At 68.1% G+C, this 23,617-nt stretch carries 16 protein-coding genes; 8 read left to right on the top strand and 8 right to left on the bottom strand.

Translation table 11 applies throughout. The annotated features are described in order from the left end of the window. Positions 1–10: 10 nt before the first annotated feature. From B7D75_RS09720 to B7D75_RS09695, 6 genes are read left to right on the top strand one after another with little or no spacing between them, the layout of a single operon-like run. Positions 11–949 carry a DUF58 domain-containing protein gene (locus B7D75_RS09720; RefSeq protein ID WP_033977608.1) on the top strand — a complete coding sequence of 313 codons (939 nt, stop codon included), beginning with the start codon at positions 11–13 and terminating at the stop codon, positions 947–949. After that, positions 946–1,440, top strand: a complete 495-nt coding sequence (locus B7D75_RS09715; protein ID WP_003107434.1) for a DUF4381 domain-containing protein — start codon at positions 946–948, stop codon at positions 1,438–1,440. The genes B7D75_RS09720 and B7D75_RS09715 overlap by 4 nt, the downstream gene beginning before the upstream one ends. Continuing rightward, positions 1,433–2,446: a vWA domain-containing protein gene (locus B7D75_RS09710; protein WP_034078412.1), complete on the top strand. Its 1,014-nt coding sequence runs from the start codon at positions 1,433–1,435 to the stop codon at positions 2,444–2,446. The genes B7D75_RS09715 and B7D75_RS09710 overlap by 8 nt, the downstream gene beginning before the upstream one ends. Next, positions 2,443–4,200: a VWA domain-containing protein gene (locus tag B7D75_RS09705; protein ID WP_034078411.1), complete on the top strand. Its 1,758-nt coding sequence runs from the start codon at positions 2,443–2,445 to the stop codon at positions 4,198–4,200. The genes B7D75_RS09710 and B7D75_RS09705 overlap by 4 nt, the downstream gene beginning before the upstream one ends. After that, positions 4,197–5,828, top strand: a complete 1,632-nt coding sequence (locus tag B7D75_RS09700; RefSeq protein ID WP_034078410.1) for a BatD family protein — start codon at positions 4,197–4,199, stop codon at positions 5,826–5,828. The genes B7D75_RS09705 and B7D75_RS09700 overlap by 4 nt, the downstream gene beginning before the upstream one ends. Positions 5,829–5,881: 53 nt before the next feature. Continuing rightward, positions 5,882–6,952 (top strand): alpha/beta hydrolase fold domain-containing protein, encoded by a 1,071-nt coding sequence (locus B7D75_RS09695; RefSeq protein WP_043102235.1) that lies wholly within the window; start codon positions 5,882–5,884, stop codon positions 6,950–6,952. 4 nt (positions 6,953–6,956) lie between these two features. Here B7D75_RS09695 and B7D75_RS09690 read toward each other — a convergent pair whose 3' ends face one another. Beyond that, positions 6,957–9,875, bottom strand: a complete 2,919-nt coding sequence (locus tag B7D75_RS09690; protein WP_107113951.1) for a S8 family serine peptidase — start codon at positions 9,873–9,875, stop codon at positions 6,957–6,959. Between the two features lie 356 nt (positions 9,876–10,231). Between B7D75_RS09690 and cprR the strand changes: the two genes are divergently transcribed. Both cprR and cprS read left to right on the top strand, forming a co-directional pair. Further along, a complete protein-coding gene (gene cprR / locus B7D75_RS09685; RefSeq protein WP_033977647.1) occupies positions 10,232–10,903 on the top strand; it encodes a cationic peptide response regulator transcription factor CprR in 672 nt (223 codons plus the stop codon). Then, on the top strand, positions 10,900–12,195 hold the full coding sequence (gene cprS, locus B7D75_RS09680; RefSeq protein WP_107113950.1) for a cationic peptide sensor histidine kinase CprS: 1,296 nt from the start codon (positions 10,900–10,902) through the stop codon (positions 12,193–12,195). The genes cprR and cprS overlap by 4 nt, the downstream gene beginning before the upstream one ends. A gap of 70 nt (positions 12,196–12,265) precedes the next feature. Here the strand turns inward: cprS and B7D75_RS09675 are convergent, their stop codons facing one another. The 7 genes from B7D75_RS09675 to B7D75_RS09640 form a co-directional block, all read right to left on the bottom strand. Then, positions 12,266–14,647, bottom strand: a complete 2,382-nt coding sequence (locus tag B7D75_RS09675; protein ID WP_023443275.1) for an efflux RND transporter permease subunit — start codon at positions 14,645–14,647, stop codon at positions 12,266–12,268. Between the two features lie 12 nt (positions 14,648–14,659). Continuing rightward, the gene (locus tag B7D75_RS09670) at positions 14,660–15,757 is read right to left on the bottom strand and encodes a WD40/YVTN/BNR-like repeat-containing protein (protein WP_107113949.1); all 1,098 of its coding nucleotides are present in this window, start codon (positions 15,755–15,757) and stop codon (positions 14,660–14,662) included. Between the two features lie 179 nt (positions 15,758–15,936). Beyond that, on the bottom strand, positions 15,937–17,304 hold the full coding sequence (locus B7D75_RS09665; RefSeq protein ID WP_107113948.1) for a DUF1329 domain-containing protein: 1,368 nt from the start codon (positions 17,302–17,304) through the stop codon (positions 15,937–15,939). 58 nt (positions 17,305–17,362) lie between these two features. Beyond that, positions 17,363–19,327, bottom strand: coding sequence for a DUF1302 domain-containing protein (locus B7D75_RS09660; protein WP_012075086.1), 1,965 nt, complete (start codon positions 19,325–19,327; stop codon positions 17,363–17,365). Positions 19,328–19,773: 446 nt separating this feature from the next. Further along, positions 19,774–22,431 (bottom strand): aminopeptidase N, encoded by a 2,658-nt coding sequence (pepN, locus tag B7D75_RS09650; RefSeq protein ID WP_107113947.1) that lies wholly within the window; start codon positions 22,429–22,431, stop codon positions 19,774–19,776. Between the two features lie 18 nt (positions 22,432–22,449). Further along, positions 22,450–23,283 carry a DUF2797 domain-containing protein gene (locus B7D75_RS09645; RefSeq protein ID WP_053816965.1) on the bottom strand — a complete coding sequence of 278 codons (834 nt, stop codon included), beginning with the start codon at positions 23,281–23,283 and terminating at the stop codon, positions 22,450–22,452. Then, entirely contained in the window at positions 23,283–23,546 is a 264-nt protein-coding gene (locus tag B7D75_RS09640) for a YeaC family protein (protein WP_003104989.1), read from the bottom strand. The genes B7D75_RS09645 and B7D75_RS09640 overlap by 1 nt, the downstream gene beginning before the upstream one ends. Between the last annotated feature and the right edge of the window lie 71 nt (positions 23,547–23,617).

Below are 23,617 nucleotides of genomic sequence, written 5' to 3'. Positions count from 1 at the left end.
GGCCGCCGCCATGCTGAACACCGCCCCCGGTGTCGAGCTGGGCCTCGACGAACTGCTGGAGATGCGCCACCGCCTGCACGAGGCGCGCCTGTTCGCCTCGCAGAACCGCCGCAGCCCGCTGGTCGGGCTGCATCACTCGCGCCTGCGCGGCCGCGGCGTGGACTTCGACCAGGTGCGCATCTACCAGCCCGGCGACGACGTGCGCACCATCGACTGGCGCGTCACCGCGCGCACCCGCGAGCCGCACACCAAGCTGTTCCACGAGGAACGCGAGCGACCGGTGTTCGTCCTCGTCGAGCAGAGCCAGCGCCTGTTCTTCGGCTCCGGCCTGTGCTTCAAGGCAGTGCTGGCCGCGCGCGCGGCGGCCTTCATCGGCTGGTCGGCGCTGGCCCACAACGATCGCATCGGCGGCCTGGTATTCAACGACCGCGACTGCCACGAGATCAAGCCGCGACGCAGCAAGCACAGCCTGCTGCAACTGTTCAACCAGCTGCTGCGGGCCAACCGCGAACTGCGCGAGGCGCCGGCGGAGCAGCCCGGCGAACTGTTCGGCCTGGCCCTGCGCCGCGCCCGCGAAGTGCTGCGCCCGGGCAGCCTGATCCTGGTGTTATGCGACGAGCGTACCCTCAATGACGTCGCCGAGCAGCAGCTCAGCCTGATCGCACGCCATACCGACCTGGTGCTGCTGCCGCTGTCCGACCCGCTCGACCATGCCCTGCCCGCCGCCGGACTGCTGCGTTTCCGCGAAGGCGCCGCCGACCTCGAGCTGGACACCCACGCCGACGAGCTGCGCCAGGCCTATCGCGACCTGGCCGAGGTGCGCCGCGCGCGCTGGCAACGCCTGGCCCAGCGACTGGGCGTGCCGCTGCTGCCGCTGTCCACCCGGGAAGACCTGGTAGAGCAGTTGCGGGACCTGCTGGAACAACACCAGCCGGGGTATCGCGCATGAATCCGCTCGACCGGCTGGAGCCACTGATAGCTCCCCCGCCCGTCGGCTGGTGGCCCCCGGCGCCTGGCTGGTGGCTGCTGGCCGCCCTGCTGCCGTTGCTCGGCTGGGGGCTCTGGCGACTGCGCCGGCACCTGCCGCGGCGCACCATCGCCACCCGCGGCGAAGCACCGCTGGATCCGCTGCGCGAAGCGGCCCTGGCCGAACTGGCCGCGCTCGCCAAACCCTACGGCAGGGCTTCCGCCGGGCCCTGGCTGCAAGCCATCAATGGCCTGCTCAAGCGCGTCTGCCGGGCGCGCTGGCCGGACAGCGGCAGCCACGCGCTCAGTGGCCGCGCCTGGCTGGCGTTCCTCGACAACCGTTGCCCGGCCGCCGGCCTGACCCGCTGGATGATCCTGGTGGAGGGCGGCTACCGCGCCGACTGCACCCTCGACGACAAGGCCGTGGACGGCCTCGACGCCGCCGTCGCCACCTGGATCCGCAAGCATGTTTGAATTCGCCTGGCCCTGGGTCTTCGCCCTCGCCCCGTTGCCCTGGCTGCTGCGCCTGCTGCTGCCGGCCGCCGACAGCGGCGAGGCGGCGCTCAAGGTGAGCTTCCTCGACGAACTCGAAGACCTCGCCGGGCGCCGCGCCCGCGCACGCCTGCCGGCCTGGCGCCAGCAGGCGCGCTTCGCCCTGCTCTGGTTACTCCTGCTGCTCGCCGCAGCCCGCCCGCAGTGGGTCGGCGAACCCCTGCCACTACCCGCCAGCGGCCGCGACCTGCTGCTCGCGGTGGATGTCTCCGGTTCCATGGACTACCGCGACATGCGCTGGCAGGACGACGAGATCAGCCGCCTGGAACTGGTCAAGAAACTCTTCGGCGACTTCATCGAAGGCCGTCGCGGCGACCGCGTCGGCCTGATCCTGTTCGGCAGCCAGGCCTACCTGCAGGCGCCGCTGACCTTCGACCGACACACCGTGCGGGTCTGGCTGGACGAGGCGCAGATCGGCATCGCCGGGAAGAATACCGCGATCGGCGACGCCATCGGCCTGGCGCTCAAGCGCCTGCGCCAGCGCCCGGCGGAAAGCCGGGTGCTGGTGCTGATCACCGACGGCGCCAACACCGGCGGGCAGATCTCGCCACAGACCGCCGCGCGCCTGGCCGCCGAGGAGCGGGTGAAGATCTACACCATCGGCATCGGCGCCGACCCGCAACAGGGCGGCGTCATCGGCCTGTTCGGCCTCAACCCCGGGCTCGACCTCGACGAACCGGCCCTGCGCGGGATCGCCGAGACTACCGGCGGCGAATACTTTCGCGCGCGCTCCAGCGCCGAGCTGGAAAGCATCTCCGCGACCCTCGACCGCCTCGAGCCGGTGGCCCAGCAGACCACCCGGGCGCGCCCGGCAGTGGCACTCTACAGCTGGCCGCTGGCCGCCGCCCTGGCCCTGAGCGTGCTGCTGGTGGCGCTGGAGCTCTGGCCGCGGGAAAACTGGCGCTGGCCTCGCCGGAGACAGCCATGAACCTGCTGCTCGAAGCCTGGCCGCACTGGCTGCGCCCCTACTGGCTGCTGCTGGCGCCGCCGCTCGCCTGGTTGCTGTGGAGGTTGCTGCACCGCCAGCGTCGCGCCGGACGCTGGCAACTGCTGCTGCCGGCGTCCTTCCAGCCCTGGCTGCTGGTCGGCGGCGCCGGGCGGCAGAATCGCACGCCCTGGATCTGCCTCGGCATCGCCTGGCTGCTGGCCTTGCTGGCCTTGCTCGGGCCCAGTTGGCAGCAACTGGAACAGCCCTCGATGAAGCGCAGCGATCCGCTGGTGGCGATCCTCCAGCTGACCCCCGGGATGCTCGCTGGCGACCTCTCGCCGAGCCGCCTGGAACAGGCCCGACGCAAGCTCCTCGACCTGCTGCGGGCGCGCCACGACGCCCAGACCGCGATCGTCGTCTATGCCGGCAGCGCGCACACCCTGGTGCCGTTGTCGGACGACCTGCTCACCGCGCGCAACCTGCTGGACGCGGTGAAGCCGTCGATCATGCCCGAGCCCGGCCAGCGCGCCGACCTCGCCGTGCGCCAGGCCCTCGACCTGCTGGAACAGGGCGCCCAGGGCAGCGGTCGCCTGCTGCTGCTCGCCAGCGACCTGAGCGAACAGGAGCGGCACGGTATCCGCAGCGCCCTCGGCCACCGCGCGGCGCGCCTCGCCGTACTCGGCGTCGGCACGCCGAAGGGCGCGCCGGTACAGCAGGAAGACGGCAGCTTCCTCAAGGACGACCAGGGCGGCATCCTCCTGCCCAGGCTCGACGAAAGCGGGCTGCGCCGCTTCGCCGCGGAGATCGGCGCCGGCTACCAGCGCCTGCGGCCGAACGACCGCGACCTCGACAGCCTCGGCCTGCTGTCCCGCGGCGGGACACTGGAGGAAGATCGCGAGAACGCCCTGTTGCGCCTGCAACGCTGGGCCGACCAGGGTTATTGGCTGCTCCTGCCGCTGCTCCTGCTGGCCGCCTGCGCCGGCCGCCGCGGCTGGCTGTTCTGCCTGCCGCTGCTGGCGCTGAGCCTGCCGCAGCCGGCGCAGGCCTTCGACTTCGAGGACCTCTGGCGGCGCCCCGACCAGCAGGGTCAGCGCCTGCTGCAACAGGGCCAGGCGGCCGAGGCAGCGAAGCGCTTCGAGGATTTCCGCTGGAAGGGTCAGGCGCTCTACCAGGCCCGCGACTACGCCGCGGCCGCGCAAGCCTTCGCCCGGGGCGACCAGGCCGCCGACCATTACAACCGCGGTAACGCCCTCGCCCGCCAGGGCGAACTGGAAGCCGCCCTCGACGCCTACGAACAGGCGCTGGAACGCCAGCCGCGACTGGCCGCGGCGCAGCGCAACAAGGCCCTGGTCGAGGAGCTGTTGCGCCAACGCCAGGAGCAGGCAGCGCAGCAGCAGACCGGCGAGAACAACGAACAGCGCCAGGAGGCGAGTCAGCAGAACCCGCCATCCGGAAGCAGCCAGCGGCCTCCGCGCGACGCGGCCACCGTCGATGCGCAGAAGGCCCAGGCCGCCGCACCTTCGACCCGCCTGCCGGAAGACGAGGACGGGAAGACCGCCGGCGCTACCGGCGAGGCGCAAGCGCAAGCCGACGACACTGGCCGCCAGGGCGACGACGAAGCCGCCGACGGCCTCGACGACGAACGCCGCCAGGCCCTCGAGCAATGGCTGCGACAGATTCCCGACGACCCCGCCGAGCTGCTGCGGCGCAAGTTCTGGTACCAACAGCAGCAACGCCAGGAAGCCACGCCATGATCCGCCTGTTCTGCAGCCTGCTCCTCGTCCTCCTCGCCGTGCCGGCGCAGGCCAGCTTCAGCGCCAGCGTCGACCGTGCGCGGCTGACCGAGGGGGAAAGCGTCGAACTGACCCTGGAGTCGGACGATCCGACCCTCTTCGGCAAGCCCGACCTGAGCCCGCTGGATACCCTTTTCGAAGTCCTCGGCACGCGCCAGGTCAACCGCCTCGCCACGCAGAACGGCCGGGCCCAGGCCACCACCCGCTGGATCGTCACCCTGCTGCCGAAACAGAGCGGCTACGTGGCGATCCCGCCGATCAGCCTCGGCGCCAGCAGCACCCAGCCGATCCGCCTGCACGTGCTGGAAGCCCGCGACAGCGCCAAGGGCAGCAAGCTGGCGCCGGTGTTCATCGACGCCAGCGTCGACCAGGAAAAGGTCTACGTGCAGGCCCAGGTGATCCTCACCCTGCGCATCTACCACTCGGTCTCGCTGTACGACGACAGCAGCCTGACCCCGCTGGCGATGAACGACGCCAAGGTCGAGCAGCTCGGCGAGGCGCGTACCTACGAGAAGGAGCTCAACGGTATCCGACATGGCGTGATAGAGGTGCGCTACGCGATCTTCCCGCAGAAGAGCGGCGCCCTGGTCATTCCCGCGCAGGCCTTCAGCGCCACCCTGGTCGACCGCGGTGACGACGACTACAACCCCTTCGGCCCGCGCCCTGGGCGGCAGATGCGGGTGACTTCGCCGAGCATCCCGCTGCTGGTCCGGCCGAAGCCGGCCGACTATCCGGCCGACGTCCCGTGGATGCCGGCCCGCGCGCTGAGCATCAGCGAAAGCTGGAGTCCGCAGCCGGAACAGGCGCAGGTCGGCGAATCGCTGACGCGCAACGTGCTGCTGAAGGTCGAAGGGCTTTCCGGCACCCAGCTCCCGCCACTGCCGCTGCCCGACGTGCAGGGCCTGCGACGCTATCCGGACCAGCCGCAACTGGCCGACCAGAGCACCGACCAGGGCCTGATCGGTAGCCGCGAGGAACGCGAGGCGCTGGTGCCGGAACAGGCCGGACGGATCGAACTGCCGGCACTCGAGGTGGTCTGGTGGAACACCCGCGAGGATCGCCTGGAACGAACCAGCCTGCCAGCACGCACCCTGGAGGTGGCCGCCGCGCCGCAGGCCGAGGCGGAAACCCAGGCGCCGCCAGTGGCGCTCGGCGAACGCCTCGAACCGACCCTCTGGCCCTGGCAGTTGGCTACCGCCGCGCTGGCCCTGACCAGCCTGCTCGGCTTCGCCCTGTGGTGGCGCGCCCGTCAGTTGCCGGCGGTGATCCGTGCCGCGGCCAACGGCCCGAGCAGCCGCAGCCTGCTCGACGAGCTGCGCCGCGCCTGCCTGGCCAACGATCCGCAGGCGACCCGTCAGGCCCTCGACGCCTGGGCCCGCCAGCAGCCCGACACCCTGGCCGACATGGCGGCGCGTTTCGTGCCGCTGTCCGATGCCCTGGACGGGCTCAATGGCGCGTTGTACAGCGAAAGCGGCCATTCCTGGCAGGGCGAGGACCTGTGGCGGGCGATCCGTGCCCTGCCGGCGGCGGAACAAGCACCGGCGGGGACGGTCGATAACGGCGGCCTGCCACCGCTCTACCCACGCTGAACAGCGCTATGGTTAGGTCTGCCACGACGTTTCGATTGCGCAGGAGGACCCGCATGCGCTTCCGCTCACTGTTCCTCGCCCTGTGCGGCCTGCTCTCCTGTCATCTCGCGGCGGCCACCGAGCCGCCCACGCCGCCGCAACAGCCGGCCGAGGGCCCCGGCGGCGCGGCCTATCGCCATGCCAGCGTGCACCAGTGGCATTTCGGCGAAGGCGCCAACGAATACTGGGTCTTCACCCCCGAGCAGCCGGTGCCCGGCAACGCCCCGCTGGTGGTCTTCCTGCACGGCTGGAGCGTGATGCAGCCGGACCTCTACCGCGCCTGGATCGACCATATCGTCCGGCGTGGCGCGGTGCTGGTCTATCCGCGCTATCAGCCCAGCCTGAAGACGCCCAACGCGGAGTTCCTCGGCAACGCCACGGCCGCCCTCGGCGACGCCCTCAGACGCCTGCAGGCTGGCGAGCTGGGCGTGCGCCCGCGGCTGAACCAGGTCGCCTACCTCGGCCACTCCGCCGGCGGCCTGCTCGCCGCCAACCTGGCGGCCGCCAGCGAACGCCTGAAGCTGCCGGCGGCGAAGGCGCTGATGGTGGTCGAGCCGGGCAGGAGCCAGGGCAAGCGCTGGAACGGCGTCACCCAGGAACGCCTCTCGGGGCTGGCCAAGGGCACCCTGCTGCTGGCCGTCTGCGGCGACGAGGACAGCCATGTGGCCTGCACCGACGCCAGGCGCATCTACCGCCAGAGCCGGAACATCCCGGCCAGCGACAAGAACCTCCTGCTGCTACGCAGCGACCGTCACGGCAGCCCGCCGCTGCTGGCCAACCACGCCGCGCCCACCGCGCCGGTGTTCGGCCCGCAGTATCCGAAGGAAGAAGACAGCGACTGGCTGCTCGACCGTGTCGAGAAACGCCTCGAGGACCAGCGGGCCGAAGGCCGCTATACCGGCCACGACCCGCTGGTGATCGACGCCCTCGACTGGTACGGCACCTGGAAGCTGTTCGACGGCCTCACCGACGCCGCCTTCTACAAGCGCAACCGCCAGTACGCCCTCGGCGATACGCCGGAACAGACCGGCATGGGCCAGTGGAGCGACGGCACGCCGGTGAAACCGCTCAAGGTGCTCAAGTAAGTGCCTAGAAGTCGTAGCTCAATCGCAGGTTGACGGCGCTGCTGGCGACCCGCTCGCCCTTCGCTCCCTGCAATTCCAGACTGCCCAGCAAAGGACCGCGACGGGCATGCAGCGCCAGGCCCGCGCGGAACAGGTCGCGCGCCCGGCTGGCCGAGACCTGCTTCAGGGCGATGCCTTGCAGTCTCGCGTCGCCATGGCTTGCCGGCGCTCCCAGGGCGCGTTCGTAGCCCAGGTCCAGCTCCGGTTCCACCGACCAGTCGCCCAGGCGCAGACTGCGCGCGACGCTCATTTCCAATGTGCCGAAGCTCGCCCCTCGGGCTGCGCGATCGACGTCGAGCGCGAGTTCGCTGTGCTTTTCGCGGAAGCCTTTCCATTCCGTGCGGGTGGCCAGCAGGCCGATCCGTGGTTCGACGCGCCAGTCATCCTTGCGCCAGCGATATCCGGTCCTGACGCTGGCGTGGTAGAGCCAGCCATCGCTGTCGCCCTTGGCCGTGGCGAAGCCGGGGAGGTGGCGTCTGCTGGCCGCGTCCAGGTAGCCGGCGCCGAGCATGGCGCTGACGTAGCCGCCTTGCTCCAGGCTGTCGAAAGCCTGTACCAGGCCGACGGCGAGCTGGGTGATGTCCAGCTCGACCTTGCCGCCGGCGCTGCCGACCCGGCCCTTGGTCCGCGCCAGCGTCGCGCCGCCCCGGGTACGTTCGCCGAACGCCTGGACCATGCCCAGGGCGAGCCCGTCGCTGCGCTCGCGGCTACCGGCGACGCCCGCGCGTCCCTGGTTGCGCTGGCCGGCGGCGAGTCCCTGGAACCACAAGCGCGGTGCCTGGCCGGACTGCGTCCGGGACAGTTCGCCGAACATCGCGCGGTCCACCTGTGCAGGCTGGCGGCTCAGGTACGCCAGGCTGTCGGCGTACACCTGGCCGCCGGCGCCACGCTGCAAGCCACCCAGGTCGCCGCGAGACAGGCTGGCTTGCAGCCAGGAGTTATAGGCGCCGGCACGCAGGGCGATGGGCTGGTCGCGCAGAGCGTTCAGCGCCGCCGCGGTACGTCCGGCGTTGCCCGGCAGTGCCACCTGCCCGGGCAGGACGAGCGGAGCCAGGGCGAGGGAGATGCCGTCCGCGGCGAAGCGCAGGTCGTGGCGCAAACCTTTTTCGGCGAGGCCCGGCGCCTGCTGCAGGGCCGCGAAACCGCCCACGTAGGTGGCGCCCGGGGCGACCGCCAGGAGCTTCTGTCCCGCCCCCACCGCGGTATCGGTCGTCGTCAGTTGCAGCCGCCCGCCCAACCGTGCGAAAGCGCCCGCGCCGTCGAGTCGGATCGGCGGCTGTCCTTCCAGGGCCACCCGGGTGGTGCTGGATGGCGACAGTTCCAGGGAGCGAGTGAAGCCCGGCGCGCGGTCGGCGACGAGCACACCGTCGATCCGGGTTGGCGCGGCGACGGTGCCGCCACCGCTCAATTCGCCGGCCCGGCCCACGCTCAGCCGCGGTCCTTCGAGGATGCCGTCCACCACCAGGCGCCCGCCACGTACCTCGCTGGCAGCGGAGAAGCGATTGCGTCCGCCGAGGGCCAGTTCGCCCTCCTCGACCGCGACCCCGGCGAAACGATTGTCGCCCGCCAGCAACAGCGCGCCGCTGCCGGCCTTGGCGAGCACGCCGCCGGCGCTGATAGCGTTGCTCCAGACATCCCTGGCGTTCCAGCCGCCCCGGGCGGCGTCCAGCGTCACCCGCTGGTCGCCGAACAGTTGGCCCGGCCCCCGCACCGCCCGGGCCAGGTCCAGCAGGCCCCAGCCGAAACGCGCGTCGACCCCGGGCTCGCCGAGATCGGTAGCGGTGCTCAGCAGAGTCATGCGTACCTGCGCCATGTCCATGTAGGGAAAGCGCTCGGCCAGCAACGCCGCGCTGGCGCTGACCAGGGGCGCGGCGTAGGAAGTACCGCTCTCGTCGTCATAGAGGTAGGTCAGGCCCTCGGCCGAGGAGCCGCTCGCCGTGGCCACGTACATGTCGCCGGGCGCCGCCAGGCACCACTCCTGCGTCACCCCGCACTGGTTGGAATAGTCGGTGAGGTCGCGGTCCGGCCCCAGCGCGACCACGCTGAGGAAACCCTTTTCCAGCTCGGGCATGAAGCGCGGCAAGGTGGCGAGCAGGCCGGGCTGCGCGCTGCTTTCGTTGCCGGCCGCGAACACCAGCAGACGCCCTTCGCGCACACCGTCGGCCAAGGCCCCCAGGTACGGATGCGGGGCCGCGGGATCGATCGCCGCATAGGCGGCATCCACCGCCTCGGCGTCATTGCCGATTGGATCGTCGTTGTAGCTGTTGTTGATGACCCGCAACCTCGGCGCGCTCCGGTAGAGGGTGGTCAGGGCGCCATGGAAGAGGTCCTCGCTGCCCGGTTGCAGCAGGCTGGACGGGCTCGCCTCTGCGCCTGATTCTTCCCCTGTGTCGGCGCCCTCGTCATCGATGTCCTCGCTGGGATCCGACTGCGCCTGGAAAAGCCTGACCTGCGGCGCCACGCCGCCGCGGTAGTTGAAATCGCCGATGGTCTCCGCCCTGGCCGCGATGATTCCGCTGACATTCGCGCCATGACTGGCGACCCGGATTTCGCCGCTCTGCTCATCGCGTTCGAAGAGCGGCTGCATGGGATCGGCGAGCACTTCCTCGCCGTCGATGACCACTCGGCTGGCCAGCGCAGAGATCGCCTGGCCGGCGAAAGCCGGGTGACCGGGAAGGAACCCGCCGTCGATCACCCCGACATCCACGCCCTTGCCGGTCAATCCCAGCCCGCGTGCTTCCGCTACGCCGATGAAGTCCTGCTCCCAACCGCTGGGCCGCATTTCGGCCAGCGCACAAGGCGACAGCGACAGCGAAACGCCCAGCGGCACCAGTGTGCGTAACCCGCGCTTGCGAAAATCCTTCCAATGCGTCGTCCGCGACATGGCAAAGCTCCCCCCGCTCAACGAATGGCCACCGCACCCATTGCGGCGACCGCTCGGGAGCGCCACGCCTTTGCGGTCCACGTGCGGAACGTCCCGAGCAGGGCTGCACGCTAGTCGCGAGGCGGTTAACAAAGGCTTAAGGCCGCGTCCGGCAGATGGCCGCGAGGGCTTCGCGGCGGCAAGAACCGGCACCGTTTCACAGCGACAGCGTGAACCGTTCGATCGGCTGGACAGCGCTATCGTCGATCGACGAACATCGCCGTTCGAGCGACGGAAGCGCCGGGCACCCGGCCGACATGGCCCCCCGACGCTTCCCCAGCGCATTCTCCCGCCCCATCCGCGACGCGACCCAGGCCATGCACATCCACGTACTCGTCGTCGAAGACAACTTCGATCTCGCCGGCACCATCATCGACTACCTCGAGGCCGCCGGAGTGGTCTGCGACCACGCCCGCGACGGCCAGGCCGGCCTCAACCTCGCCCGCGACAACCGCTACGACGTGATCCTGCTGGACATCATGCTGCCGCGGATCAATGGCCGGCAGGTCTGCCGCCAGTTGCGCGAGGCGGGCCTGCAGACCCCGGTGCTGATGCTCACAGCCCTGGACACCCTGCAGGACAAGCTCGACGGCTTCGACGCCGGCGCCGACGACTACCTGCTCAAGCCCTTCGAACTGCCGGAACTGCTGGTCCGCCTGCAGGCCCTCAGCCGGCGTCGCAGCGGCCAGGCCCAGCGCCTGCAGGTCGACGATCTGGTGATGGACCTGGACAGCCGCCAGGTCAGTCGTGGCGGCACGCCACTGGCGTTGTCCCCCACCGCCTGGAAGATCCTCGAGTGCCTGATGCGCGCCAGCCCGGCGCTGGTCACCCGCGAACAGCTGGGGCGCAGCGTGTGGGGCGACGAGCCGCCGGAAAGCAACACCCTGAACGTGCACATGCACCACCTGCGCAGCACCGTCGACAAGGGCTTCGCCACTCCCCTGATCCACACCCTGCACAGTGTCGGCTTCCAGCTGGAGCGCAAATGAAACGCGGCCTGAGCCTGATCCCCATCGTCGGCGGCAGCGTCACCCTGATCCTCGCCGGGGTGCTGCTGGTCTATACCCGCATGCTCGGCGACTACGGCGAGACTGGCGCGCTCTACCTGCTCAGCATGATGATGGAAGAGGAAGGGCTGTACTTCGCCCAGCGCTACCAGGAGGACCCGGCGACGCCGGCGCCGGACAGCTATTACTTCAAGGGCAGCGTCGGCACCGCGGGCCTGCCGCCGAAGCTCAGGGACATGCTCGACAGCCCCCCCTACAGGAGCATCGGCGCCATGCAACTGCTCGGCAACTGGGACGACGATGACGAGGAAGAAGACGAAGACGCGCCCAGCGATGACGCCTACGTGGTGGTCCGCCAGCCGCTGGCCGATGGCAAGACGCTCTACCTCTACGACAACGACGCCGCCGGCAGCATCGACACACCGCTGTCCGACGCCATCATCGATGCCCGCATCAGGCAGACCTGGATCGTCACCCTGCTGGTGGTGCTGCCCTCGCTGGCGGCCGTCGGCCTGCTGGTCTGGTTCATCGTTGCCCCGCTGCGCAAGCTGACACGCTGGTCGATGGGCCTCGACGACCTCGCCCCGGACAGCCAGCGGCCGCGCTTCCACTACCGCGAGCTCAACGTCCTGGCGGAAACCCTGTGGAACAGCGTGACCCGGATCAAGGACTTCAGCCAGCGCGAGGAGCGCTTCCTGCGCTACGCCAGCCATGAGCTGCGGACCCCGCTGGCGGTGATCGGCATGAACCTGGAACTGCTCGACCAGCCCGGCCACCCGCCCTCCCCCCACGCCCTGCAACGCATCCGCCGCTCGGCCCTGGACATGCGGCAGATGACCGAGACCCTGCTCTGGCTCAGCCGCGAGGGTGGCGAGCTGCGCGACGACGGCCACATCGAGGTCGGCCGCCTGCTCGAGGACCTGCTGGAGGAACAGCAGACGCTCAGCCAGCGCCGCGGCCTGAGCTTCCAGCTCGACGTGGAGCCGCACAGCCTGCCGCAGACCCGCGCACGGATCATCATCGGCAATCTCCTGCGCAACGCCCTGCAGTACAGCGACGAGGGCGTCGTGGAAATCGTCGTGCGCGACCGCAGCCTGCGGATCAGCAATCCCATCGGCGCGGCGCAGAGCACGGCGGACTCGATGGCCTTCGGCTACGGCCTGGGCCTCGACCTGGTCCAGCGCCTGTGCCAGAAGAGCGGCTGGCGCCTGCATTACAGCAGCGACGAGCAGCGCTTCCGCTGCGAGCTGCTGTTCCCCGCCACGCCGGACTGAAGCGCGGCGGCCTTCCTCCGCGCAAAAAAACCGCGGCCTGGGCCGCGGTCTTGGCGAGGCTCGACGCGACTCAGTGAGCGAACACCGAGGCCTTCCTGGCCTGCAACTTGGCCGGGTTGATCAGGAAACGCGCCAGGGCCGGCAGCAGCCAGAGGGCGCCGAACATGTTCCACAGCAGCATGAAGGTCAGCATCAGGCCCATGTCGGCCTGGAACTTGATCGCCGAGAAGATCCAGGTGGCCACGCCGATCGCCAGGCACAGGCCGGTGAACAGCACCGCCTTGCCGGTGGAGCGCAGGGTCTCGTAGTAGGCCTCTTGCAACGGCAGGCCCATGCGCAGGAAGGACTCCAGGCGGGTGTAGATGTAGATCCCGTAGTCCACCCCGATGCCGACGCCGAGGGCGATCACCGGCAGGGTCGCGACCTTCACGCCGATGCCCAGCGCCGCCATCAGCGCGTTGCCGAGAACCGAGGTGAGGATCAGCGGCAGGACGATGCAGAGGGTCGCGGCGAAGGAGCGGAAGGTGATCATGCACATGGCCGCCACGCAGATGTACACCAGCACCAGGATGATCAGCTCGGACTGCTTGATCACCTCGTTGGTCGCGGCCTCGATCCCGGCGTTGCCGGCGGCCAGCTGGAATTGCAGGTCCTCCCTGTCGTTCTCCGCGGCGAAGGCCTGCACCGCCGCCACCGCCCGGTCGAGGGTCTCGGCCTTGTGGTCGTTGAGGAACACCAGCAGCGGCGCCAGCGAGCAGTCGGTGTTGTAGAGGCCGTCGGCCCGGGCGATGGAGTTGTTCAGCACGTCCTGATTGCGCGACAGGGTCTCCCACTTCAGGTTGCCCTCGTTCATCCCCTTGATCACCTGCTTGGACACGGTGACCATCGAGATCGCCGACTGCACGCCCTCGGTGTTCTCGAGCTTCCAGGCCAGTTCGTCCATGGCCGCCAGGGCCTGGTGGCTGGAACAGCCTTCCGGGGTGGTCTTGACCATCACCACCAGCACGTCCGAACTGGTCGAGTAGTTGCGGATGATGAAGTCGTTGTCGAGGTTGTAGCGCGAGTCGGGACGCAGCTCCGGCGCCCCCTGGTCGAGGTCGCCGATCTTCAGGTGCTTGCCGTACCAGAGTCCGCCGCCGAGCATCAGCAGGGCGATGACGATGGACACCGGCGCCACCTTCGGGCTGGCGAAATTCGACAGCAGGCGCCAGAACGGGTGCTCGCGCACCGCGTCTTCCTTGCTGCGCTGCACGGCCTTCTTGCTGATGCCGATGTAGGAGATCGCCACGGGCAGCAGGATCAGGTTGGTGAAGACGATCACCGCCACGCCGATCGAGGCGCCGATGGCCAGCTCGCGGATCACCCCGATATCGATCACCAGCAGGGTGATGAAGCCCACGGCGTCGGCGAGGATCGCGATCATCCCGGGCAGGAACAGCTGGCGGAAGGTCAGCCGCGCCGCCATCAGCGCATTGTCGGCGCCGCTGGACTGCAAGGCGATGCCGTTGATCTTCTGCACGCCGTGGGAGATGCCGATGGCGAAGATCAGGAACGGCACCAGCATCGAATAGGGATCCAGGCCGAAACCGACCAGGTTGAGCAGGCCGAGCTGCCAGAGCACCGCCACCAGGGTGGTGATCAGCACGGCGATGGTGCTGCGGATGCACCTGGTGAACCAGTACAGCAGGACCAGGGTGATCAGCAGGCAGATACCGAAGAAGCCGACCACCATCACCAGCCCGTCGATCAGGTCGCCGACCTTCTTCGCGAAGCCGACGATGTGCACCTTCACGTTGGGGTTCTGCAACTGGTACTTGTCGCGGATCTTCTCTTCCAGCTCATGGGAAAACTGCCGGTAGTCGAGCTTGATCAGCTCGCTCTGGTTCTTCGGGTTCGGATACATCTCCAGCAGCGGCACGTCGACGATGCTCGACTTGAAGTTGTTCGCCACCAGGCGGCCGATCTGCCCGGACTTGAGCACGTTGTTGCGCAGCTCCTCCAGCGCCCGCGGCGAACCGTCGTAGGTCTGCGGAATCACCTCGCCGCCGGCGAAGCCTTCCTCGGTCACTTCGGTCCAGCGCACGCTGGGGCTCCACAGCGACTTCAGGCCGGAACGGTCGACCCCGGGGATGTAGAACACCTCGTCATGGATCTGCCGCAGCGTCTCCATGTACTCCTTGGTGAAGATGTCGCCGTTGACCGCCTCCACCGAGATGCGCACGGTGTTACCGAGGTTGGCCAGGTCGTTGCGGTGCTCGAGCATCTTCTGGATGAACGGATGCTCCAGCGGGATCATCTTCTCGAAGCTGGTCGACGGCCGCACCTGGGTGGCCTGGTAGAACAAAAAGACGCTGACCAGCAGGCAAAGGAAGATCACCACCGGCCGGTTGTTGAAGATCAGGCGTTCGAGCAGGCTCGCCTTGTTTTGCTGATGCTGGTTCATGGAACTCATGCGACCCCCGCCTTATTGTTGTTGTTCGAGCGCGGCACCGTTCGCCGCAGCGAGGTGCACGCCGCCCTGGCCGACCAGGATCAGGTGGCCGTCGCCGGTGGCGCTGACGCCGGCCAGGGACAGCCGGTCGGGACGGTTGAAGACGCTGAAGCTGCGCCCGCCGTCGGTGCTTTCGAGGACGCTGCCGCCGTGGCCGACCACGACGATCCGGCCGTCCGCCAGCAGCGCGCCGTCGGAGAGACCGAATTCCAGGTCGCCGGCAGCGGCCTTCAGCGGGATCTCCTCCCAGCTGTCACCGAAATCGGCGGAACGGAACAGGTGCCCGCGCAGGCCGTAGACCAGCACGCCGCCGACGTCGGCGGTACCGATGGCGCCGAACAGCGAACCCTCGTAGGGGCCTTCGAGCTTTTCCCAGGTGGCGCCCCAGTCCTTCGAGCGGAACAGAATGCCGGCCTCGCCGACCACCAGCAGGCCGCTGTCCTTGACCGCGGCGATGGCATTGAGGTGGAACTGGTCCTCGTTGTCCAGGCGTTCGCTGACGTCTTCCCAGCGCTGGCCGCCGTCGCGGGTTTCCAGCAGCGCGCCATAGGCGCCGACGGCCAGGCCGTGCCGTTCGTCGGCGAACCAGATGTCCAGCAGCGGCGATTCGCGGCCGAGATCCTCGAACTGCCTGGTCCAGGTGCTGCCGGCATCGTCGCTGACGAGGATCTGCGCATCGTGCCCGACCGCCCAGCCCTTGCGCTCGTTGACGAAGAACACCGAGGTGAGCAACTGGCGGGTCGGCACCTTGGCCTGGCTCCAGGTCTTGCCATCGTCGTCGGAGAGCAGGATATGCCCGCGGTCGCCGACCGCGACCAGCCGCTTGCCGGCATGGGCGACGCTGAGCAGCAGGCTGCTGGCGGCCTTCGGCGATTCCACGGCGAACTGCGGCGGCGCGGCGGTTGGCGCCGACTCGGCCAGGACCGGGGTGGCGGCGAAGGTCAGGAGAGAAAGCGCCCCGAGAAACGACAGGGCCCTGCTGGCCAGGGGCGATCTGGAAGGAATGGCCGGATGCCGCGAAGCGTTTGCGGATTGGCCGAGCGAAGTGCGCCACGTCATGGGCTCACGCATGGATACCGTCCCCGTTGTTGTTATTAGTGGTTCGTGGTGAGCGTTATATAGCCAGCCTTTGGCGACGGAGACAATTGAAGCCACGTTATCTTTTGTTAAGCGTGTAAGCCGTCTGTAACGGGGGATCGGCGCCGCCCTCCTCCCCGGAGGGAAGCGGTCGGCGCCGGCGAGCGGAGCGATCAGCGGGTGCCGCGGCGGCGCAGCGCCGAGGGCTTGAAGTAGGAATCGTCCGGAACCGCCTGGGTGAAGTCGATGGTGCCCGGCTCCTCGTTGTCCAGGTTCTGCACGTGGTAGCGACGCGCCTGCAGGTCGTGGAACACGTCCAGCGCGCTCCAGGTGTAGGGCAGGTCGTAGAAGTTCTTCAGGTAGGCCATGGACACCCGCCAGAGTTCGCCGCGACCGTCGTACTGGTCGACCACCGCCGCGCTCCAGCTATCCTCGTCGAGATACAGGGTGCGCTTGGAGTAGATGTGCCGCGCGCCCGGCTTCAGGGTGCCTTCCACCACCCACACGCGGTGCAGTTCGTAGCGGGTGTACTGCGGATCGAGGTGCCCGTGCTTGAGCAGCTCGTCGTACTTCACCTCGGGACTGCTGACCTTGTAGTTGTTGTAGGGGATGTAGATTTCCTTCTTGCCCAGCAGCTTCCAGTCGTAGCGGTCCGGCGCGCCGTTGAACATGTCGGTGTCGTCGGCCGTGCGCAGGCCGTCGGCGGCGGCGATCGGCGTGTCGTAGGCGAGGTTCGGCGCGCGCCGCACACGACGCTGGCCGGCGTTGTAGCCCCAGGCCTGGCGCGGCTCCTTGACCTGGTCGAGGGTCTCGTGCACCAGCACCGCGCCACCGGCCAGGCGCGCCGGACTCTTGGTGAACGACAGGTAGTAGAACATCACGTTGTTCAGGTCGGCGAAGCTGCCGCCCTTGAGGTAGTACTTGAACAGCGCTTCCTGCTGCGAGGTCACCAGCGAATAGCTGCCGTTGCGCTGCACCGCGACTTCCGAGGCGCGGCGCACGACATAGGTGCCGCGGTAGCGGGCAACGTGGTTCCACAGCGCCTCCACGCCGCTCTTCGGGATCGGGAACGGCACCCCGCCATAGGCGTCGGCGAACCCGTTGCCGCCGTCCAGCAGCTTGGCGCTGGTGGCATTGGCGAAGGTGTTGTCGTACAGCCACTGCGGCGCCGAGCCGGAACGGCGGCTGGGGTAGACCGGCATCCGGAAGCTGTCCGGATAGGTCTTGAACAGCGCCAGCTGGCCCGGGGTCAGGTGCGCCTTGTGTTGTTCCAGGTTGGTCTTGTCGATGGTGAACAGCGGCTTGTCCGCGGCGAACGGGTCCGGATGGTGCTGGCCCGGCTTGTAGCCGGCCGGCGCCTGGGTGATACCGCCGGTCCAGGCGGGAATGCTGCCGGCGGCGTTGCCGGCCTTCTCCGCGCCCAGCGGGGTGAGGCTCGACTTCAACTGCGCCGCCTCGCCGGCGGAAACGCCGGCCAGCGCGCCACCGCTGCCCAGGGCCAGCGCCAGGGAGGCGCCGATCAGCAGGTGCTTGTTCAACATGAGGGTTCTCCGTGTGAGGTGCCGGGCGCTCGCGGCGCCCGTGTCGCTATCGGTTCGGTCAGAAGGAATACTTGACGGTCAGGCCGATGTTGTCGCGGTCGCGGATATTGTTGTTCTGTCCGCCGCCATAGAACTCGGTGTACTGCAGCTCGCCTTCCAGACTGTTCAGGTAGGTGGCCTTGACCCCCAGGGTGTAGGCCTTGCGGCCTTCGATGAAGTTGCCGGTCTGGTAGGAGTTACCTTCGAAATCGTCCTTGTAGACCACGTAGGGCGACACGTTGACCCCGGCGAACACGTCGTTCCAGGTGCCGCTGAGCAGCAGGGTGTAGCCGTAGGCGTTGCGGTTCACCTGGTCGCCACGGTCGCCGCCGGAGACATAGGAGCTGTTGCCGCGCCCGGCGTAGTAGCGGGTGCTGCCGTCGTAGGCGGTGTACTTCAGGCTGCTGCCGCGCAGGTGTTCCGAGGCCAGCTCGGCGACGCCGGTCAGCGAGTCGAAGCTCAGCGACGGGCCGAAGTTGTAGATGGTCCCCAGGGAGGTATTGAACGCCTCGACCCGCTCGTAGTTGTGGATCTGCCCGCCGAGGCCGACCATCTGCCCGCCGACGTTGATCTGCCCGCCATTGGCGGCCTGCGCCGCGCCGTGGGCGAGGTCGCCGATCAGGTCGTTGGTGGCGGCGATGCCGATCGGCAGGTTCGGCCGGTAGGCCAGCTCGCCGAACACCGAGGCGTCGCCCACCGTGGTGTTGAAGCTGAAGCCGTACATGCGGATGTCTTCGGCGAACTCGCGGCGCGCGTTGATGTTGCCCATCACGTCGGCGGTCACCAGGCCGCTGGCCAGGGCCTCGGCGAGGTTGCCGGCGATCGGCCGCAGGGTGTTGGCCAACGCCGCCAGGTCGGCGCCGGCGTAGTCGCCGATGTCGGCGTACAGGGTCGGTTCCTTGGAGTGGTAGTTGACGAAGTAGAAGCCGAACTCGGTGCTGTTCAGCTCCTCGGCGATGTAGCGGAAGGCCACGCCGAACTGGCCGTCGTTGCGCGCGTTGATGTCCTTGCCGATGGACGACACCTTCATCACGTTGCCGTAGGCCGGGGTCACGCCATTGGCATAGAGGCCGGTGTTCTTCAGCGCGCCGCTGAGCAGCGGGTTGTTGCCCAGCGCCTGGTACAGGCCGATGACGTTGCCGAAGCCGGGCACCGGGGTGTCCAGCGCGGTGCCGGTGAAGTCGCTGTAGCCGGTGTTGCCGCCGTCGGCGAACAGGTCGGTCTCGGAGAAGAAGGTGCCGACCGGGTCGAGGCGGGTCTCCTTCCAGTTCCACTGGTAGAAGGTTTCCATCGACAGGTTGTCGGTCAGGCCGATGTTGAAGCTCAGCGCCTCCACCGGCATCAGCACTTCCTTGAGTTCGGAGCCGGGCAGGCGGTACTTGGCGGCGTCCACCGGGTTGGTGGTGTTGACCCCGCCGCGGTAGAAGATGCCCTCGCCCCAGTTGAACACCTGGCGGCCGAAGCGCGCGCTCAGCGGCATGTTGCCGATGTCCCAGCTGCCGTAGACGTAGGCGTCGAGGATTTCCGCCTTGTGCCCGGCGATGTCGCGGGTCTGGCTGGTGAAGCGGTCGTCGTGGGGATGGCTCTGGCTGGGCTGCGACGGGGTGTTGTGGCTGTAGTAGTCGTTGCGCTTGTCCATGATCTGGGTGTCATAGAACGCCGTGCCACGGATGAACACGCCATAGTTGCGCCAGGTCGCCTCCAGGTCCGAGGTGATCTTGTAGACCTCGGAAACCAGGCCGGTATCGAAGTTGCGGTTGCCGTCGTTGGTGTTGATGTCGTTGTTGCTCTTGTCCTGGCCCTGCACCCGCCACAGGGTGCCGTAGGACAGGGTGGTATCGAGCGAACCGGACACTTCGTTGTCGAGGAAGCTGAACTCGACGGCCTGGGCCTGGCCGCCCAGCAGCGGCAGCAGCCCGGCGAAGGCGAAGCCGGCCCGGGCCGGCGCGCAGCGCAGCCGGGGCTGGTGGTTGGGGATGTACATCGGGAACTCACTCCATGTGGTCATGCGTTGGGCGCCGCCACTGCGGGCGGTTCGCCGTTCGGCCGTTTCTCTGCGGCCTTGTTATGAGTGATCGCGGCATCACCGGCCTCGCGTCGACGGAAGGGAAGCGCGCGACGAGGCAGTGCAACCGGGATGCCAATACAACGGAATCCTCCAGCCAATTCAATGGATTGCAACAAAAACAGGACTTCCTGCCGGATGACTGTTCATTCACTGACCAGAAAACCGGAGGTGTCCGACAAAACGCGCCAGGCGAAATTCGCCGATGGCGCGAAAAGTCCCTTTGCAGAGCCTGCGCCCGGGGATTCGCGAAAGGCGATTAGGCGGACTCCATCAATGCAAAACAGTGAAGCGATTCCCAGAAGTAACAAAGGGCGTTACCAGCCAGTGGCCAGTAACACCCTCTTCCAGGCGAGGCTGGCGGATCAGGCCAGGCTCTTGCTCACCACTTCGTAGACGTCGCTGGACAATTCGCCGGAGGCCAGGATGCGTTCCAGCTCGCCGCGCATCAGCGCCTGCCGCGCCTGGTCGTACTTGCGCCAGCGGGTCAGCGGCACCAGCAGGCGCGAGGCGATCTGCGGGTTGAGTGCGTTGAGCACGATCACCTGGTCGGCGAGGAAGCGATAGCCGGCGCCGTCCGGACGATGGAAGTTGACCAGGTTCTGGTTGGCGAACGCGCCGATCAGCGCGCGCACCTTGTTCGGGTTCTTCAGGGTGAACGCCGGGTGCTGCATCAGCGCCTGGACCCGCTCCAGCCCGCCCGGCAGCGGCGAGCCGGCCTGCACGCTGAACCACTGGTCCATCACCAGCGGGTCGTCCTTGAAGTAGTCGGCGAACATGGCCAGGGCCTTGCCCTTCTCCGCCTCGAAGCCGGAGTTGACCAGCACCGCCAGGGCGGTCAGGCGTTCGGTCATGTTGTCGCAGCCTTCGTACTGCTCCAGGCAGGCGGCGAGGATTTCCTCCCGGCCCGACAGCGACAGGTAGGACAGCGCGATGTTCTGCAGGCTGCGCCGGGCGATGTGGGAGGCCTCGGCGAGGTAGGCGGTGTCGCGGGAAATCGCGCGGTTGGCCTGGTAGCGCTGCCACAGCGGTTCGAACAGCGCTTCGCCGATACGCTGGCGGGCGAATTCGCGGGCGGCATGGATCGCGTCGACATCGGCGACTTCGCTGATCTCGGTGAGATAGGCCTCGCTGGGCAGCGAGAGCATCTCGGCGACCATTGCCTGGTCCAGCGCCTCGTCCGCCAGGAGGGTGCGGTAGGCCTCGATCAGGCGTGGGTCGAGTACCAGTCGCTCGCCGCGCTGGTGCTGGCCGATCAGCTCCTGCAGGACCTGCACCGAAAGCTGCTGGCCGGCTTCCCAGCGGTTGAAGCCGTCGCTGTCGTGCTGCATGAGGAACAGCAACTGGTCGCGGCTGTAGGGGAAGCTCAGTTTCACCGGCGCGGAGAAACCGCGCAGCAGCGATGGCAGCGGTTGCTCCGGCACCTCGACGAAGACGAAGCGCTGCTCGGCCTCGGTCACCGCCAGCACGCGGTTGCCGCCCTGGGCCGCGGCCTCGCCTTCCAGGCGCAGCGGGAGTTCGTTGCCCTGGCCGTCGAGCAGGCCCATCTGCAGCGGGATGACGAAGGGTTCCTTGCTCGGCTGGCCGGGAGTCGGCGGGCAGCTCTGACGCACCGTCAGGGTGTAGCGGCGGGCGGCGGCGTCGTACTCGCCTTCCACCGCCAGGCGCGGAGTGCCGGACTGGCTGTACCAGCGCTTGAACTGGGTCAGGTCGACGCCATTGGCGTCTTCCATGGCCTTGACGAAGTCGTCGCAGGTCACCGCCTGGCCGTCGTGGCGCTGGAAGTACAGGTCCGAGCCCTTGCGGAAGCCCTCAGCGCCGAGCAGGGTGTGGATCATCCGCACCACTTCCGAGCCCTTCTCGTAGACGGTCAGGGTGTAGAAGTTGGAAATCTCGATGAACGAGTCGGGGCGCACCGGATGCGCCATCGGCCCGGCGTCCTCGGCGAACTGGTTGGTGCGCAGGAAGGCCACGTCCTCGACGCGCTTGACCGTGCGCGAGTTCATGTCGGCGGAGAATTCCGAGTCGCGGAACACGGTGAAGCCTTCCTTGAGCGACAGCTGGAACCAGTCGCGGCAGGTCACCCGGTTGCCCGACCAGTTGTGGAAGTACTCGTGCGCCACCACTCCCTCGACCCGCTGGTGGGCGGCGTCGGTGGCGGTCTCGGCGCGGGCCAGGACGCAGCTGGAGTTGAAGATGTTGAGGCCCTTGTTCTCCATCGCGCCCATGTTGAAGTCATTGACCGCGACGATCATGAAGATGTCCAGGTCGTACTCGCGACCGTAGACCTCCTCGTCCCAGCGCATCGACTTCTTCAGGCTGTCCATGGCGTGCTGGACCTTGTCGATGTTCTCCGGCTCGACGTAGATGCGCAGCGCCACGTCGCGCTGGCTCATGGTGCGGAAGCTGTCCTCGACGCACCAGAGGTCGCCGGCGACCAGGGCGAACAGGTAGGCCGGCTTCTTGAACGGGTCTTCCCAGGTCGCCCAGTGCCGGCCGTTGCCCTCGGAACCGCTGGCCACCGGGTTGCCGTTGGAGAGCAGCACCGGGTAGCGCTGCTGTTCGGCGCTGACGGTGGTGGTGAAGCGACTCATCACGTCGGGACGGTCAAGGTAATAGGTGATCTTGCGGAAACCCTCGGCCTCGCACTGGGTGCAGAACATCTTGCCGGACTTGTATAGGCCTTCCAGCGCGGTGTTGCTTTCCGGATGGATACGCACCGTGCTCCTGAGGACGAACTCGGCCTGTAGCGGTTGCACCCCGAGCTGCTCGTCGTCCAACTGGTAGTCGCCGGCGCCGAGCGCCTGGCCATCCAGTTCGAGCGCCAGCAGTTCCAGTTGCTGGCCATGCAGCAACAGCGGCGGCAGGCCGGCGCCGCGCTCGGGGTTGCGCCGCAGCTTCAGCTCGGCGTGCACCAGGCTGTGGTCCTCGAACAGTTCGAATTTCAGGTGGGTCTCGTCGATCAGGTAGTCCGGCGCCTGATAGTCCTTGAGGTGGATGACTTTCGGTTGCTCGGTGCGCATGGCTTGTGGCCCTTCTGCTCAGTGATGCACGGCGATCTGGTAGGCCGTGTATTTGCGAATGTTGATCACCCCGGTGTCGAGGATCAGGTACTGGCCCTTGATACCGCGAAGCGTGCCTTCGACGATAGGCGTTTTTTCCAGGTCGAGGCTGGCGATCTTGCTCGGGTAGGCCTCGACCGGGTAGGCGATCTCGACCGGATCGAGGTCGATGACCGGTTGGATCGCCTGCAGGCCGAAACGTTGCTGCAATTCGCGCAGGCCGTCGGCGCACTGGTCGAACAGTTGCTCGCGGACTGCCGCCAGGTCGACCGGCTCGGCCTCGCCCTTGAGCATGGCCCGCCAGTTGGTGCGGTCGGCGACCTGGCTGCGCAGCAGGTCTTCCACCAGGCCGGACTGCTGGCGGGTGGCCACGCGCAGGATCGGCAGCGCCTGGCGCGCGCCCTGGTCGATCCAGCGGGTGGGAATCTGGGTGGCGCGGGTGATGCCGACCTTCACCCCGGAGGAGTTGGCCAGGTACACCACGTGGTCGGTCATGCAGAAGCGCTCGCCCCACTCCGGTTCGCGGCAGGTGCCCTGCTCGTAGTGGCACTTCTCCGGGCTGACGATGCAACTGTCGCACTGCGCCAGGCGGGTGAAGCAGGGATAGCAATAGCCCTGGCTGAAACTCTTCTTCGTCTTGCGCCCGCAATGGCTGCAGAAGATGCTGCCGAGGTACTCCAGGCGCAGCGGCCGGCCGATCAGCGGGTTCACCGCGACTTCGCGGTCGTCGAGGCGGAAGGCGTATTGCACGGGGGCATTGCTTTCCAGGCGCGCCGTCATCTTGCTCAGCGCGCCACGGGCGATTTCTTCCATCAGTGCACGGAGTCCGACTTGAACAGGATGTTCGGGATCGGCTCGTCGGAGTGCGAGGAACAATGCTGCGGGCCCATGTAGCCGGTGCGCTCCTCCTCGGGGAGGTTCTGCAGCTCCCAGGCGATCACCGCCTGCAAGCACAGCTCCTTCTGCTCCTGGGTCAGCTTGCGGCCGTCCGGCCACTTGCCGATCTCGATGGCCAGCTTGAGGTTCTGGTAGATCTCGGGGGTGATGTTCTCGATCGCTTGGTTGAAGGACGACATGGCCGGCTCCGCTGAAAAGGCATGCCGAGCATTCTACCGGGCCGTGGCCGCCGGCGCACATCCACGCGGCC

Origin of the sequence: Pseudomonas paraeruginosa (assembly GCF_003025345.2) — a bacterium.
Taxonomy (GTDB): domain Bacteria; phylum Pseudomonadota; class Gammaproteobacteria; order Pseudomonadales; family Pseudomonadaceae; genus Pseudomonas; species Pseudomonas paraeruginosa.
Note: the sequence above shows the minus strand (reverse complement) of the source record. Positions and strands in the feature narration are given on the sequence as shown.